Source organism: Limnoglobus roseus (genome assembly GCF_008254045.1).
In the GTDB taxonomy this organism is placed as follows: Bacteria; Planctomycetota; Planctomycetia; order Gemmatales; family Gemmataceae; genus Limnoglobus; species Limnoglobus roseus.
Genome location: NZ_CP042425.1, coordinates 7966307 through 7980266, shown reverse-complemented (window position 1 = coordinate 7980266; position 13960 = coordinate 7966307). Strand labels below are relative to the sequence as shown.

16 protein-coding genes and 2 pseudogenes are annotated in these 13960 nt (G+C 67.1%); 7 read left to right on the top strand and 11 right to left on the bottom strand.

Annotated elements, in window-relative coordinates:
- Positions 1 to 26: 26 nt before the first annotated feature.
- The 6 genes and pseudogenes from PX52LOC_RS34205 to PX52LOC_RS44230 form a co-directional block, all read right to left on the bottom strand.
- On the bottom strand, positions 27 to 521 hold the full coding sequence (locus PX52LOC_RS34205; RefSeq protein ID WP_149114286.1) for a cupin domain-containing protein: 495 nt from the start codon (positions 519 to 521) through the stop codon (positions 27 to 29).
- Entirely contained in the window at positions 518 to 1123 is a 606-nt protein-coding gene (locus PX52LOC_RS34200) for a TetR/AcrR family transcriptional regulator (protein WP_149114285.1), read from the bottom strand. The genes PX52LOC_RS34205 and PX52LOC_RS34200 overlap by 4 nt, the downstream gene beginning before the upstream one ends.
- A gap of 77 nt (positions 1124 to 1200) precedes the next feature.
- On the bottom strand, positions 1201 to 2253 hold the full coding sequence (locus tag PX52LOC_RS44245; RefSeq protein WP_390637586.1) for an IS5 family transposase: 1053 nt from the start codon (positions 2251 to 2253) through the stop codon (positions 1201 to 1203).
- A gap of 59 nt (positions 2254 to 2312) precedes the next feature.
- Positions 2313 to 2783, bottom strand: a complete 471-nt coding sequence (locus PX52LOC_RS44240) for a hypothetical protein (RefSeq protein ID WP_149114284.1) — start codon at positions 2781 to 2783, stop codon at positions 2313 to 2315.
- 132 nt (positions 2784 to 2915) lie between these two features.
- Positions 2916 to 3095: a hypothetical protein gene (locus tag PX52LOC_RS44235; protein ID WP_390636092.1), complete on the bottom strand. Its 180-nt coding sequence runs from the start codon at positions 3093 to 3095 to the stop codon at positions 2916 to 2918.
- 89 nt (positions 3096 to 3184) lie between these two features.
- Positions 3185 to 3616 (bottom strand): annotated as a pseudogene (locus PX52LOC_RS44230) (DDE-type integrase/transposase/recombinase); the annotation flags it as partial.
- Between the two features lie 67 nt (positions 3617 to 3683).
- Here PX52LOC_RS44230 and PX52LOC_RS34175 point away from each other — a divergent pair.
- A pseudogene (locus tag PX52LOC_RS34175) lies at positions 3684 to 4842 on the top strand (IS3 family transposase).
- A gap of 383 nt (positions 4843 to 5225) precedes the next feature.
- Positions 5226 to 5633: a hypothetical protein gene (locus PX52LOC_RS34170; RefSeq protein WP_149114280.1), complete on the top strand. Its 408-nt coding sequence runs from the start codon at positions 5226 to 5228 to the stop codon at positions 5631 to 5633.
- A gap of 120 nt (positions 5634 to 5753) precedes the next feature.
- On the opposite strand, the gene PX52LOC_RS34165 is transcribed toward PX52LOC_RS34170, so the two are convergent.
- The gene (locus PX52LOC_RS34165) at positions 5754 to 6185 is read right to left on the bottom strand and encodes a hypothetical protein (protein ID WP_149114279.1); all 432 of its coding nucleotides are present in this window, start codon (positions 6183 to 6185) and stop codon (positions 5754 to 5756) included.
- Between the two features lie 707 nt (positions 6186 to 6892).
- Between PX52LOC_RS34165 and PX52LOC_RS34160 the strand changes: the two genes are divergently transcribed.
- The gene (locus PX52LOC_RS34160; RefSeq protein ID WP_149114278.1) at positions 6893 to 7117 is read left to right on the top strand and encodes a hypothetical protein; all 225 of its coding nucleotides are present in this window, start codon (positions 6893 to 6895) and stop codon (positions 7115 to 7117) included.
- A gap of 18 nt (positions 7118 to 7135) precedes the next feature.
- Here the strand turns inward: PX52LOC_RS34160 and PX52LOC_RS34155 are convergent, their stop codons facing one another.
- The 4 genes from PX52LOC_RS34155 to PX52LOC_RS34140 form a co-directional block, all read right to left on the bottom strand.
- On the bottom strand, positions 7136 to 7873 hold the full coding sequence (locus PX52LOC_RS34155) for a hypothetical protein (RefSeq protein ID WP_149114277.1): 738 nt from the start codon (positions 7871 to 7873) through the stop codon (positions 7136 to 7138).
- A gap of 387 nt (positions 7874 to 8260) precedes the next feature.
- A complete protein-coding gene (locus PX52LOC_RS34150) occupies positions 8261 to 11275 on the bottom strand; it encodes a PAS domain S-box protein (RefSeq protein ID WP_149114276.1) in 3015 nt (1004 codons plus the stop codon).
- A 270-nt stretch (positions 11276 to 11545) separates the two neighbouring features.
- Positions 11546 to 12022, bottom strand: a complete 477-nt coding sequence (locus PX52LOC_RS34145) for a macro domain-containing protein (protein WP_149114275.1) — start codon at positions 12020 to 12022, stop codon at positions 11546 to 11548.
- Between the two features lie 63 nt (positions 12023 to 12085).
- Entirely contained in the window at positions 12086 to 12358 is a 273-nt protein-coding gene (locus PX52LOC_RS34140; protein WP_168219377.1) for a helix-turn-helix domain-containing protein, read from the bottom strand.
- Positions 12359 to 12456: 98 nt separating this feature from the next.
- Here PX52LOC_RS34140 and PX52LOC_RS34135 point away from each other — a divergent pair, with 98 nt between their 5' ends.
- The 4 genes from PX52LOC_RS34135 to PX52LOC_RS34125 all read left to right on the top strand — a co-directional run bounded on the left by PX52LOC_RS34135 (position 12457) and on the right by PX52LOC_RS34125 (position 13957).
- A complete protein-coding gene (locus PX52LOC_RS34135; protein WP_149114273.1) occupies positions 12457 to 12843 on the top strand; it encodes a hypothetical protein in 387 nt (128 codons plus the stop codon).
- Between the two features lie 54 nt (positions 12844 to 12897).
- Positions 12898 to 13038, top strand: a complete 141-nt coding sequence (locus tag PX52LOC_RS41325; protein ID WP_168219376.1) for a hypothetical protein — start codon at positions 12898 to 12900, stop codon at positions 13036 to 13038.
- Between the two features lie 67 nt (positions 13039 to 13105).
- Positions 13106 to 13540 carry a hypothetical protein gene (locus PX52LOC_RS34130; protein WP_149114272.1) on the top strand — a complete coding sequence of 145 codons (435 nt, stop codon included), beginning with the start codon at positions 13106 to 13108 and terminating at the stop codon, positions 13538 to 13540.
- Between the two features lie 192 nt (positions 13541 to 13732).
- Positions 13733 to 13957 carry a helix-turn-helix domain-containing protein gene (locus PX52LOC_RS34125; RefSeq protein ID WP_149114271.1) on the top strand — a complete coding sequence of 75 codons (225 nt, stop codon included), beginning with the start codon at positions 13733 to 13735 and terminating at the stop codon, positions 13955 to 13957.
- The last annotated feature ends 3 nt before the right edge of the window (positions 13958 to 13960 follow it).

The window sequence follows — 13960 nt, the reverse complement described above, 5'->3', positions numbered from 1 at the left end:
TCAAGATTCCTTCCGCACACTCGACTTCAACCCTCCGGCCACGCCGGAGCGCCCTCGACCCCGACGCCGTCGGTCGCGGTCCACTGGGTGAGGGACCCTTCCTTCGCCTGGATCACCAGGTATACGAGCGGCTCGTCGGCCGTGTTCCGCCACGACCGCACGCCGGCCGGGGCGACCCGCACCACGCAGCCCTCGGCCACGTCGATCACCGCCCCGTCCACGAGCATCTGCCCACGCCCGGAGACGAACACGTAGACCTCCTCGTTCTCCCGGTGCTTGTGCAGGAACGGCGGCCCGCCGCGACCTGGGATGACGCCGCACGACATCTCCATGCCGGTCAGCCCCAGAAGGTCCTTCAGGAACACCTTGCCGTGGAGCGTCACGCCCACGCCGGGGTGGCGGACGCCGTACCGCATCCAGCCGTCCGCGGCGCCGAGCCGCACGGCCGAGTAGTTCTCGCCGTGCCGGACCTCGTCCGGTTCCCCGATCCGGGGCATGGCCGCTGATTTCGTCGCGCTCATTTCGACTCCTTATTTTTGACCTTCTTGGCCGCCCGTTTCCCCTTCGACACTTTGACACCCGCATCCCGACAAGCACTCAGAATGCGGTCGCTCAACCCCTCGTCTGCCACGCCGCGGGCGAGAACCATCCCCCCGACCATGAGGGCCAGGACCGCGAAGGCGGTATCGCCCGCCTCGGGCAGGTGGCCGCCGATCAAAGCCGCCGCCTGCTTCAACTCGCCCTCGAAGCCGGCTTTCGCGGCGGCCGGCCCGCGGGCCACTTCGGACAGCAGCGCCGGGAGCGGGCACCCGGTCGCCATCCGCTCGCGGTGCTGCGGGCTGAGGTACCGGGCAACGGCCGCCGCCACCCACGCGGCCCCGGCCAGGCCGTCGAGGTGCGGGCCGGTGTAGAGGGTGGACTTCCGCAGGGCGTGGACGACAGCCTCGGCGAAGAGGGCGTCCTTCGACGGGAAGTGGGCGTAGAACCCGCCGGCCGTCAGCCCGGCCTCCCGCATGACGGCGTCCACTCCGCCGCCGGCGAACCCGTCGCGGCGGAACACGGTGGCCGCGGCGTCGAGGATCCGCTCGCGGGTTTGAGCCTTCTGGTCCTTGGGGAATCTCATGCTAATCCTTTATATTACGATCGTAATTTTATGGCAAGGGCGGCTCGGTTGCCCCGCCCCTGCTGTCGCCCGATGGGTCAATTCAGGGAAACGGGCGGCCCTCGGGGGCGAATGCCGAGGAAGGACACGAACACGTCCATTCTGCCCGTACAGTCGGCAGCGGTCGGAAGGGCGAATGCCAGGGCGAACCGAAGTCGGGCATCTGAAACTTCTCTTCCGCCGTCGGCCTCGCGACCAGTCGTTGCGGTTGGCCAGTTGGGGGTGGAACGGCTTCTCCACGGCCTACAGGTTGGCGGGCGAAGTGGGTGAGGTAAACGCGGGGAACTCGACCGCGTGGTGTCGCCGGAAGTGTGCGAAGCGTCCCTCGTCGTGGTCGAGGCCGTACTGATTGAAGGTGGGTCACGCTGGCGGTTCGGGCGAGCATCATGCCGATCGATACGATCCAGACGAAGCCGAGGACGTTGGCCGCCTTCTTGTCGAACCGGGTTGCCACCCGACGGTGTTGCTCGAGCCGCCCGAAGTACCGCTCGATGACGTTCCGCTCCCGGTACAGGTGGCGGTCGTACGCGATCGCCTCCTTGCGGTTCTTCCGCGGCGCGGGATGCACGGCGTGGCCCCGCGGCGGCGGACGGCCGCCCGGTTGGCGTCCGAGTCGGACCCTTGTCGGCCAGCACCGCGGCGGTCGTCACGCCGGCGATCAGGCCCGGCAGCCGCGGGCTGTCGGCCGCCTCGCCGCCGGTCAACTTGAGGGCCACCGGGTGGCCGAGCGGGGCCACTGCGGCATGCACCTTGGTGCCGAACCCGCCGCGGCTGCGGCCCAACGCCTCGGCCGCTTGACCGCCGGAACCGTGCCTTTTTTTCGCCCCGGCGGCCGCCACGTTCGCGCGGACGCACGTGCTGTCCACGCTCAGCCACTCGGTGTCGTCGTCGCGGAGCTCGGCGACCACCTTCGCCCACACGCCACGCTCGCGCCACCGGTTGTACCGTTGCCACAGGCTGTTCGGCTTCCCGTAGCAGACGGGCAGGTCGGCCCACGCGATGCCCGTCTTGGCCAGGTACACGATGGCGTTGACGAACAGCCGAGTGTCGTTCCCAGTGCCGCCGTGCCCGCCGGCTTGGCCGGGCTGCAGGTGAGCGATGCGGTTCTAGTGCAAGATCAGGTCGCCCCTTTGCCATGCCGCCGGTCGGCCTAAGTTGACCGGGTGACACCGACCCTGCTGATCCGCGACCCGACGGCCGGCGAGCGAGTCGCCCTGCGGCGGGGGCTGAAATCGGCCGACGGGTTCACCGCCCGTCGTTGCCAAGTGCTGCTCGCCAGCGCCGGCGGGTCGGGTCCGGCGGCCATCGGCCTGTCCGCCCAGGCGGTCCGCAACGCCATCCGGGCGTCCCACGCCGACGGGCTCGCGTGCTTGGGCCGCCAGCCGCCGGTCGCCAGGGCCCCGGCCCTCATCTGGGACCGGAAGTACGACGACGGCCTGAAGGATCTGGTCCACCGCCGGCCGAGGGAGTTCGGCCGGCCCACGAGCCTGTGGACGCTCGCCTTGGCGGCCGGCGTGTGCCACGCGAAGGGGCGGACGACCCGCCGGCCGACGGCCGAGGGGGTGCGGGGCGTCCTTGCCCGGCCGGGCATCGGGCGGAAGCGGGCCGAGCACTGGATCACCAGCCCGGACCCGGAGTACGCGAAGAAAAAAAGGCGCGGGCCGGGTGATCGCGGAGGCCGGTCGGAACCCCGATTGGGGGGTCGGGTTCCGGGGCGAGTGCTGGTGGACCCGGTTGGCCCAGCCCGACCCGTTCACCTGGGCGACCGGCGACCCGCTCCGGCTCGGGAGCAACGCCCGCGACCCCAAGGGCATGATCTTCCCAACGGAAAGTGGAGAGTGAGTTCGCGGATGTTCGGGTCGTGCGTCCGCTCGAACTCGTCCGGAGTGCGGTACTCCAGGGCCGAGTGGCGGCGGACGCGGTTATAGAACACTCCGATGTACTCGAAGATCGATGCCTTCGCCTCGCCCGAGTCGTGTACTGCTCGCCGTGAATCATCTCCACCTTCATCCGACCGAAGGTGCTCTCGATCACGGCGTTGTCCCCGCACGGGCCCACCCCGCTCCTACTCCCCACCATCTGGTGCCGACCCAACCCCGACGGGAAGTGATCGCTCGCATACCGGCGGCCCCGATCCGGGTGGGCGGTCACCCCGGCCACCGGCCCGCGGCGGCTCACGGCCATCGCCAGCGCGTCCACCACCCGTCGGCTGGTCATTGTGCCGGCCATCGCCCACCCGACGATCCGCCGTGAGGACAGGTCTACCACGAGGGCCAGAAACCGCCACCCCTCGCGGGTCGGGATGTACGTCAAATCCATGACCCACCTCTGGTTCGGCTTGGCCGCCGTGACGTCGCGGGCGAGGACGTTGGCCGACACCGGCAGCCGATGCCGGGAGTCGGTCGTGCGAACGAACCGCCGCGTCGATCGCGCGCGGATGCCGGCCACCCTCATCACTGAGGTTCCCCACGTTTCGTGGGCACCGAGTTAACGGTGTAGACCCCGAGGGAGGAGTTCACCGATGCCTCGCCCCCGATCGACGTCCGCGGCCGAGTTCAAGCTCGCCGCCGTGAAGGTGATGACCGAGCAGAAGCGGGCCGTCGCCGAGGCCGCCCGCCGCCTCGACGTGGGCGAGGACCTGCTCCGCGAGTGGCGGAAGGCGTTCCTCGCCCGCGGGGCCGACGCCTTCCCGGGCACGGCAACCCGGCCCCGGCCGAGGAGGAGCTTCGCCGCCTCCGGGCCGAGGTCACCCGCCCCCGGGCCGAGCGCGACCTGCTAAAAAAAGCCGCCGCTTACTTCGCCAGCCCGCCGAGCGGACGTACCCGTTCATCGCCGACCACGCCGGCGAGCCGCCCGTCCGGTGGGTGTGCGACGCCCGGGACGTGTCGGCGTCCGGGTCTTACGCCTGGGCCGCGCGGGCGGGCAGCCCGACCCGACGCTGGCGGGACGAGTTGGTCGGTGTGATCGAGGCCGTTCACGCCGAGGTGAAGCCGCGGTACGGCCGCCCGCGGATGCACGCGGAGTTGAACGCGAGGGGGCATCCGCGCTCGAGGGGCACGGCCGCCGAGCTCATGAAGGCCCACGGACCCCGGGCGAAAGCCCCGCGGCGGTTCGTGCGGACGACGGGCTCGAACCACGGCCGGCCCGTCGCGGGCAACGTCCTCGGCCGCGACGTCACGGCGGTCCGGCCGAACGAGGAGTGGGCGATGGGCATCACGTACGTCCCGCCCCGCGAGGGGTGGCGGTCCCTGGCCGTCGTCGAGGACCTGTTCAGCCGGATGGTCGTCGGCGGGTCGATGGCCGCGACGATGGCGAGCCGCCGGGTCGTGGACGCGCGGGCCATGGGGTTAACCCCCCGCCGCCCGGCCGCCGGGCTGTTGGCCCACTCGGGCCGCGGCCGCCCGTACGCCCGCGAACACGACCAGCGGGCCCTCGCCGCGGAGGGGATCGCGGGCAGCACGAGTGAGGCCGGCCCGTGCGGGGACAACGCCCCGGTCGAGAGCTTCTTCGGCCGGATGAAGCGCGAGATCGCCGGCGAGGTGTTTGAGGCCAAGGACCAGGCGAGGGCCGCCATCTTCGAGTCCCTCGAAGTGTTCTGCAACCGCGTCCGGCGGCACTCGTCGCTGGGGTTCGTCTCCCCGGCCGAGTTCGAGCGGGCGTACCACCAGACCCACCGTTAACTTCGTGTCCATTGTTCGTGGGGAAGATCACTTCGCCTCCATCTGGGTCTGAAGCGATGAGGGCGGCGGCGGGGAACCCACCCCCGGTCTGCGTCGGGGCCGCGGTCCGTGCGGCGGTCCTCCCACAGACGTGGCGGGGGTGACTGAGACGGCGTCAGAGTCGGAGGGGAGTGGGGACGGGAACCTGTCCCCATGGGCACCAGCGAGGAGTAGGCGGGGAACCCGAGTTGGTGATTGACGAGGGCGGAGCCGGAGAGTAGGCTCGGCGGTGGGAGCGGAAGGAAGGCAGCGAGGCTGAACTGCGTCCGCCAGTGCTGTCCGATTCCCCGCCCGTATGAGTCTTCAGCGGTACAGATAATCTCTGGTTCAGTGGCGGAGGGTGCATGGACGGCAAAGCTCGACTGGGTCAGTGGGTTCTGCTCGCCATCATCGTTGTCTCCGCGCTATCCGAGTTGGCTCTGGTCGGCCTCAGCGTACAGACCGGCCGATTCAAGGGCAGTCAGATCGGCCGAGTCTTGCTGACCGGCTGGCTGCTCTGGCGGGTGTGGGACGGGGCCGCGTGGGCGCGATGGCTGGTGGCCGTGCTGTCCTTGGTCGCCGCCGTGTTCGCGGTCGCCCTCGGGATCGCCTCTCCGGCCGCGGAGGGGCGGCCGGAGGTGATGGCGCTGATGGTCGGGGTCGGGGCCGTCGGCGTGGCGTTCGGTGTTGGTCTGGCGTCACCGTGGGTGGGGGCGTACCAAGCCGCCCGCCGTGGCCGCCCAGATAGCGTGTTCTCAAGTGGCGATTCTTGATCCCCAGTTGGCGTCGAACGGCGTCCGTTCTTGAGCACGCCGTAGCAGATCATCCGCATCGACGCCTGCTACTCTTCTTCGACGCCCCCGCCGACTTCCCCGCGATCGTTTGCGAAGGCGTCAGCGTGGGCGAAGAGGGGGCGGTGACGGTCCCGTCCGCGGGGCTGTAGAGGGGAACTTACTCGCCGGGGGGACACGGCGGAAGAACTCGCAGAGGCTACCGCCGCCCAGCGCGACCCAGTAGTGGTCGCCGTCGAAGTGGATGTGCTGGAGGCGTTCCTCGCCCGTCAATCCCTCTCGCAACCGGACGACAACGCTCACCGCGTTGCTCGCGACGACCTCGTACCGAACCGCCTGACAGAAACCGTCCAAGTCGGTGTGGCACGTCCTCCGGTCCCAGCGGATGACCAACTTCCCGAACAGCCCTTTGAACAGTCGCAAGCTCCGCGGCGGGCACCCGGCCTTCGGCTTGAAGTGCCGGAACGTCCGCCGCCGGTCGGATCGCCACGTGCCGAGGAGGCGGGGATCGGTCTTCGACGCCGGCTTACTCATGGATGACTCTCCCTCGTCGGGGAATGTTAGCCGATCCACGGTGGCGGGGGAAGGCGACAGAGCTGGAGAGGCGATTCAGAAGTAGAGGGAGGCGGAGAAAGCGAAGACGTTGGCGAGGCGGCGTGAACGGGGTCTGGGTCGCAGCTGCCGAGCGACAGCGGTGCCCAATCCCACATCAGCGAGATGACGTCGAAGTTCGAGAGAGGATGGGAAGCAGTCTATGAATGGGGGACGAAGTTCCGGAGGAGGTTTCGAGATCGAGTTGAGGTGACAGAAAACCGGGTTGAATTTTGTCAGCGTCGGCGATTCTAACTAGCAGAAGAGGCTAAAAAGCCCGAGGATTTGAAGAGATTGAGAGGAGAAAGAAGAGGGTGACTGAGGGGATTTGAACCCCCGACATCCAGAACCACAAGACAACACCGCCCGCCCGAAAACCTTTGCCGGCCCCTGGATTTCCAGCATTTTCTTCGGCGTTCCTATCCTAGTGACTTCGCCGGCTTTTTCACTTTTCACCGGGGAATTCACGAAGCATCCGGTGATAACCCGGAAGATTCCGTTCCATGGCAATCCGCCCGTGCGGTCACGGCTTCAGCGAAACGGTGAGAGAAACGCCTTGCGGTCAACGGTTCGGATTCCGGGATTGGAACGAGATCCCTCTTTCCCCGGCGTCGTGTTCCGGTGCTACGCTGCACGCGGGGCTTGGGAGCATGGCGATGTGGCACCGGCGGCGAATCTACTCGTGGTTGCAGGGCGTGGCGGACGGCGAACCGCTGCACGTGGGCATCGCCGTCGTCATGGGCCTGGCGCTGTTCGGACTGCTGATCGCGATCCTTCGGTCCGGCAAAGTGTTTGAAGAATCCACCCTCGCCCGGGGTCATAAACTCCGCTGGCCACACCCGGCCGCGTCGAAAGACCGACCACCGACCGCCTGACCCGCCCTACGGCTGCACTTACTCCTCAGCCCCGCGTCGCCGTGTTCGCAGGTAGCTGACGATCGTCCCCGCGGCCCGGGCTACCCCGCCGGCGATCGCGAAGACGACCGCAAACAGGACGATGCGGACAACGCCGTCCATCGGGAACGGCTTGCCCGCCGGCGGCGGGGCTTTGACGCTCGCGAGCATCGCGTCGAACGCGGCCGCGTGCTGGTCGAACGCGGCCGCCGTCGAGCTGCAGGTGACGATGTACGTGCGGCCGCCGCCGGGGATGAGCACTTGGCGGTGGCGGTACAGCAGCGGGTCGTCGGGGAAGCGCGAGGTGAAGTCGATCACCACCGCGTCACGCGGCCCCACCCGGTCCGCCCTCGCCCGGAAGTCCTCGACCGTCACGCCCATCTTGGCGTACACGCCGATCAGCTCGTCGGCCACCTGCCCGATCGCCTTGTCGGTGAGCGGCACTTGGTGGTCGTCGATGATTAGGTTCAGGCTGTCGAAGAACTCACCACGGCCCGGGCAGACGATCAGCACCTCGATCCGCTTGAGGTCCAGGTTGTTCCGGCGAACCCATTCGGTGAAGTCCGTCGGCAGCAACTTGCGGAGGTCGCCCAGCTGGTCATTTCTGAGGGCCACCCACTCGTCGGGGTAGGTAATCGAGAACCCGGTGCCGTCGGCGAACTCGCCGCCCGCCGCCGGCCCGGTCGCCGCCAGGAGGAGGAGGGCGGCGAGGAAATTGAGTCGGTAGAGCGTAGCCATGGTTGCGTCCCGGGAGGGGCAGTCCGGTTCTCGTCGGGGTCAAGAATTCGTCCCGAGAACGTACCGCATAACCCCTTAGGACACGGCTCTAGATTTCGCCACTCTCTCGATCTATTTCATCCGCAAATCGGGCCCAGGCCGCCCCGGCCCTCGGGGCCATGACGCGGGGCTAGAGTTGCAGGCATCGGCAGATCCACGGCGGGGAATCCTCACCCGTCTTCGCCCGGCGTTGTCAGATGACTTGACGCAGAAGGGCCGGCATGGACGGGGATTGCTCGGTCAGAATGTGCGCCACCGACCCGCCCGACAGATTTGGCAAGAGTCTCCCGCTGAGGTGTTCCAAAAGCCCTCTAAATTCTGAGTGCCATGCAGGCAGCCGATCGGTCGTCATTCCTGATCCAGCACGTCGCGCACCTTCTGGGCGAGTGAGTGTGGCGTGTAGGGCTTTCGAAGGAAGGCCACGTCCGCGTGTAATATCCCGTGGCGTACGACCGCGTCGTCAGTGTATCCGCTCGTGTACAGGACCTTCAAACCGGGGTAGAGCGTGCGAACCGTCTCCGCCAGTTGCCGGCCGCTCATTCCCGGCATGACCACGTCGGTCACCAGAATGTCGAGGGGCGGGTGGTCCCGCAGTACGCGGCCGAGGGCGTCCTGTCCGTCGGCCCCTTCGATCACGTCGTACCCGTGCGTTTGAAGGGCAATGACGCCGATCTTCCGAACGTCCTCTTGGTCTTCGACTAAGAGGACTCGCTCCTCGCCCCCGGGAATTCGCACTGTCTCGGCTACTGTTCCCTCTCCCCGGACCTCGACGGCCGGTAAGAAGACCTTGACCGTAGTACCTATGCCGAGTTCACTGTACACCTCGACGTGTCCGCCCGACTGTTTGATGATGCCGAACACCATGGCGAGGCCCAATCCCGTCCCCTTGCCGACCCCCTTGGTGGTGAAGAACGGCTCGAAGATGCGGGCCTTGACGGCGTCCGACATCCCCGACCCCGTGTCCGAAACCGCGGTCATGACGTATGCGCCGGGGTGGACATCGGGCCGGTTCATCAGGCCGTCGGCGTCTAGGACGACCCGGTGCGTTTCGATCGTGAGCCGGCCGCCGGTGGGCATGGCGTCGCGGGCGTTCACCGCGAGGTTCATCAACACTTGTCCGAACTGGCCGGGGTCCACCTTCACCCGCCCGGCCATAGGGTCGAGGGTCGTGGTCATGCGGACGTCCTCGCCAATCAAACGGGTAAGCATCTTCCCCGTTTCCGCGACGATTTCGTTCGGGTCGAACACCCGGGGTTGCAGGACGGATTGGCGGCTGAACGCGAGTAGCTGATTGGTGAGGCCGGCGGCCCGTTCGCCGGCGTCCCGGATTGCCGCGTAGGCGTCCCCCAGGGACTTGCCCGTCATCATCCCGGCCAAGAGCATTTCGCTGTACCCGTTGATGACCGTGAGCAAGTTGTTGAAGTCGTGGGCCACGCCACTTGCGAGAAGGCCGACGGCCTCCATCTTTTGCGCCTGCCGGAACTGCTCTTCTAGTTTCCGCCGCTCCGTAACATCCGTCTGAACTCCTACGAAGTGGGTGATGCCCCCCTGGACGTCGTGTACGGGGGTGACCGAGAGCGCGTTCCAGAACGGCGTCCCGTCCTTCCTATAGTTGAGTACTTCCGCCTCACACTTGCGCCCGGCGTGTACGGCGTCTCGAACACGGGAGATCACGGCCGGGTCGCTATCCCGCCCTTGAAGAAAGCGGCAGTTCCGGCCGAGAATCTCTCCTTGCGGGTACCCGGTCAACCGTTCGAACCCATCGCTGGCGTAGGTGATGGGGTTATCGGGTCGTGTCGGTGTTGTGATGACGACCCCGTGCGGGACCGCTTGAATCGCCCGATCGCGGAGTCGGAGGGCGTCCTCAGCCAACCGGCGTTCCGTCACGTCGCGGACCACCGCGAGCGCCAACCGCCGGCCGTCAGCTTCAAACGGACTCAGGCGGACCTCGACCGGGAATGTGGCCTGGTCCTTTCGCCGGTGTCGGGCATCAAGGGACACGAGTTGGCCTAAGGCGAGTTGCTCGGCGACCTGGCGGAAGACTCCCAGGGTTGCGTGCGGGTCAATGACGTCCACTCGCATCCCGACCAACTCTTCACGGGTGAAGCCAAGGCTCTCGCACGCCCGCCGGTTGACGTCCAAGATCGTCCCGTCCGCGTCGTGGAGGAAGAAAGCGTCGGCCGCTTGCTCGACGAAGTTGCGGAACCGCGACTCGCTCGCGCGGAGGGCATCTTCGGACCGCTTACGCTCGGTAACATCGCGAGCCACCTTCGACGCACCGACGACGTTGCCGTCCGCGTCCCGAAGTGGGGAGACCGTGAGTGAAACCTCGACACGCCGGCCGCCCTTGGCCACCCGGACGGTTTCGTAGTGATCGGTCCGCTCGCCCCTGCGGATCCGAGCAAGGATAGCCGCTTCCTCATCCAATAGGTCCGGTGGGATGATGAGGGTGATGGGACGACCAACGGCCTCGCCCCGCGTGTAACCGAACAGTCGCTCGGCCCCAGCGTTCCAGGACTGAATCACCCCGCCCAAGTCCTTGCTAATGATCGCGTCGTCCGACGACGAGACGATAGCCGCGAGCCGTGCCTGAGTTTCCTCCGTTCTCTTGCGCTCGGTCGTGTCTCGATTGGCTTCCAACACGACCGCCGGTGCGTCGCCGACCTGGACGACGGCCATCCGGGAATCGACCGGGATCAGACGCCCGTCTTTAGCCCTGTGGCGGAGCTCTCCCTCCCATCGACCGTCACGCCGTATTGCCTCCTCGAAAGCCGCTTGGCCCGCGGGGAATACCGTCCTGAGGAGTTCGTGGCTTACCCGCCCAACGGCTTCCGCCTCGGTATAACCGTAGAGCCGCTCGGCCCCGGCATTCCAGTACGTGATCCCTCGCCCCAACTCCCACGTTAGTACTGGATCGAACGCATGGTCCAAGAGTCGAGCTTGTTGCTTGCGTAAGACATCCTGGGTTTGGTGATGGGCGGCCGCCGCGGCGGCCGCCGCCGCGGCGTGAACTTCGGCCCGCGCGTGCGCCGTCCTCCGGGCGTCGGCCAGATAGACGCCGGCCCCGCCGACGGCTAGGAAAATAAGCAATCCGACCTGATTTTCAGGAGCCTCCACCCAAAACGACATTCGCGGGGCGGCGAACAGGAAGTTCGCCGACAGCATACCCAACGCAAGGGCCATCGCCCCAAGCCGCCAACCGGCATGATTGGCGACGTAAATGGCAGGGAAGATAAAAAGGACATAGGGGTGAGATTCGCCGAGGACGGGATCTAGCAGCCATCGGGCAAGTGTCACGCCCGCCACGGCTACGACCGTTAGGGCGCACCCCTTTATGACATCGCGAGGCAGCGATGCGGGCATGGCGATGTCCTCGACGGCCAGTCGCACCACTCGTTCGGGGGTGGTGTCGATCACGCCGGTGGGGATGAGGTGAAGACGTCAGTGCCATGATGATATGCCATTCTGATGGGATTCGTCTAAGAAATTCCATCCGACGTCAGTCATTGAAATCGAACGTTTTTGTAAAGGTCACTCCACTTCACCCGGCGTCGTTCTTCCTCGGACGGCCCCGCTTCTTCGGCGGCCCTGCGGTGGATGGTTCGACTAACGCCGGAAAGGTGGGACTGGCGGTCACTCGAAATCGTACACGGTCACCGGAACGCCGAACGCGGCCACGTGCCGCGCGATGAGCGGTTCGACTTCCGACCAGTCCCCGCCGGCGAGGCCGCACCCGATCCGGGGCATGTGGACGGACGCGCCGAGTTCCTTCGCCTTGGCCCCGACCTGGGCCAGGCAGGCGGCGAGGGCGTCGTACCGGATCGGCGGGCCGGAACTCCCCCGCTTCATGCCCCGCTGGCCGATCATGTTCGCCACCCAGACGTAGGGTTCGACCGGGACGAACTGGACGGCCCCGAGGGCGAACCCGCCGGCCTTGCCCGCCGCGTGCCACGCCCGGTACGCCGCTTCCGGTTCGGGCCACCGGCGGGAGACGGCGAGGACGAACCCCTTGCCCCACCCGCCGAGGTCGTTGCACACGTGGGCGATGACCTTGACGCCCTTCGCCTGAGGGCACGTGGCATCGCCCTTCCGGTACGTGATCTCGGTCATGATGACCTCTGATGTCTTCCGCCGGGGCTGACCCTAGCACGCCCCGAAGCCCATCACCCCACTTCACCCGGCGTCGTTCTTCTTCGGGCGACCCCGCTTCTTCTGCGGGTCCACGGCGAGCGGATCGGCAGGAAGTTCGACGTCATCAAGGTTGCCGAACACGTTGCACTCCACACCGAGGGCCTTGCTGAGTTTCAGGACAGCATCCCAAGACGGGATGCGCTCGTCATTTTCCCAATGCGAAATGCCGTTCTGCGACAGTCCGGTCACTTCCGCGAGTCGCTTCTGACTCCAGCCCTTTGCCTCTCGCAGTTCCTTCAACTTGCTACCGAACACGAAGCGGCTCCGAAAAATAAATCCCAAATGGGATTGACAATAATCCCAGATGGGATTATCCTACCCTCACAACGATCAGCCAGCAACCTCGAATGCGGATGCCGAAGGAAGTCTTCCTGTTGGCCGCGTCCGGGGTGCGCCTTGAGGGTTCGACCATGTGCCTTCCCGTCGCCGGCTCGCTCCCCGCTTCCAAGACCCACGCCAAGGGCCGCCGGTGGGCCTTCCTACCGTCCGCCGACGCGACCTCGCCGTCGCTCGGCACGCTGACGATCGTGCAGTCGAAGCGCGACACGGTCAGCTACGGCATCGCCCGCGAGGACGGGCAGGTCTTGTTCGCCAAGGTGACGGGCACGGCCGAGGTGTACGGCGTGACCTGTGACCGGGCGGGCCGACCGGTGAAGTGCAACTGCAAGGGGTACTCGTTCAAAGCCACTTGCAAACACGTGGACACGGTCGAGGAGCTCAAGGCCGACGGAATCCTGTAACCACCCAACCCGCTTCGCGGCTCAGTGAGCCGCGGGGCCCAGGAGGATCTTGCCATGAACGACCCGAAGCGGTTCGCCGCCGACCTGGCCGCCGTGCTGAAGAAGCTCGCCCGCGAGGGCGTGCGGATCACCACCGCCGACCTGCAACGGCCCCGGCCCCGCGACCGCCGCATCCGGAAGCGGACCAAGAACTGACGCCCGTCCCCTCCCTCTCAAGGGGGGGCGTTCCACCCACCACCCACCACCACAGGAGGTCGACGACATGGACACGACGCACGCCCCCGGCACGAACGGCCGGCCCCGCCCGGCGAAGGCGAAACCGACAACGCCGGAGAAGTCGAAGGCCCGAAAGAAGCCCCGCCCGGCCGCGGGGGACGCCGGCCCGGAGTTCGTGTACGCCGGGTACACCGTGGAGCGGATGGCCGCCCGGGAGGACGCCCTCCACCGGATGAAGAAGTGCCGCGGGTACAAGCAGATCCAAGAGGTCGTCGACGCCGCCCGTCTGCTCCGGTCGCTCATCGTCGACACGATCCAGAACTACGGGCCGGACTCGGCCAGCCCGACGGCCCGGTTCCTCCGCGACTTCGGCGAGTTCGGGGACGAGGACGAGGATGTTTTCCACACGCTGCTGTCCCTGGCCGTCGACCTCGACTTGAAGGTGGCCGTCCCGCTCAGCGAGATCCCCGGCATCCGCTAACCGCATGGCCGGTCGGGAACGTTTACACGCCACGCCCCCGACCGGCGTTTTGAAGGCGTGGGCCTGACGAGGAACGCCCAGGCGGGCGATGCAGCCGGCCGACCCGCTCGCCGACCGTTCGAGTGACGGCGGACGTGACGCCCGCGGGTCGGCGTTTTCACCACCCCTTTCCCACCCCCGGGAGTCAGTTACATGGCGGCGAGTGACCCGTTGAAGCCCAGTGAGGTCGCACGGCGGCTGCGCGTGTCCGAAGAAACGGTTCGGTCGATGCTCCGCAACGGCGAGTTGACCTCGTTCAAGGTCAGGTCGCAATGGAGGGTCCGACTGGCCGACCTGGAAGCGTACATGAACCGCCGAGCCGATCCGCCCGCAGACGATTCTGGCACCGCCCCCGACACCATCCCCGCTACCGAGTAATCC

Coding starts and splice junctions, on each gene's coding strand:
- PX52LOC_RS34205 (WP_149114286.1), bottom strand. CDS start 521: ATGAGCGCGACGAAATCAGCGGCCATGCCCCGGATCGGGGAACCGGAC.
- PX52LOC_RS34200 (WP_149114285.1), bottom strand. CDS start 1,123: ATGAGATTCCCCAAGGACCAGAAGGCTCAAACCCGCGAGCGGATCCTC.
- PX52LOC_RS34170 (WP_149114280.1), top strand. CDS start 5,226: ATGGACGGCAAAGCTCGACTGGGTCAGTGGGTTCTGCTCGCCATCATC.
- PX52LOC_RS34165 (WP_149114279.1), bottom strand. CDS start 6,185: ATGAGTAAGCCGGCGTCGAAGACCGATCCCCGCCTCCTCGGCACGTGG.
- PX52LOC_RS34160 (WP_149114278.1), top strand. CDS start 6,893: ATGGCGATGTGGCACCGGCGGCGAATCTACTCGTGGTTGCAGGGCGTG.
- PX52LOC_RS34155 (WP_149114277.1), bottom strand. CDS start 7,873: ATGGCTACGCTCTACCGACTCAATTTCCTCGCCGCCCTCCTCCTCCTG.
- PX52LOC_RS34150 (WP_149114276.1), bottom strand. CDS start 11,275: ATGCCCGCATCGCTGCCTCGCGATGTCATAAAGGGGTGCGCCCTAACG.
- PX52LOC_RS34145 (WP_149114275.1), bottom strand. CDS start 12,022: ATGACCGAGATCACGTACCGGAAGGGCGATGCCACGTGCCCTCAGGCG.
- PX52LOC_RS34135 (WP_149114273.1), top strand. CDS start 12,457: ATGCCGAAGGAAGTCTTCCTGTTGGCCGCGTCCGGGGTGCGCCTTGAG.
- PX52LOC_RS41325 (WP_168219376.1), top strand. CDS start 12,898: ATGAACGACCCGAAGCGGTTCGCCGCCGACCTGGCCGCCGTGCTGAAG.
- PX52LOC_RS34130 (WP_149114272.1), top strand. CDS start 13,106: ATGGACACGACGCACGCCCCCGGCACGAACGGCCGGCCCCGCCCGGCG.
- PX52LOC_RS34125 (WP_149114271.1), top strand. CDS start 13,733: ATGGCGGCGAGTGACCCGTTGAAGCCCAGTGAGGTCGCACGGCGGCTG.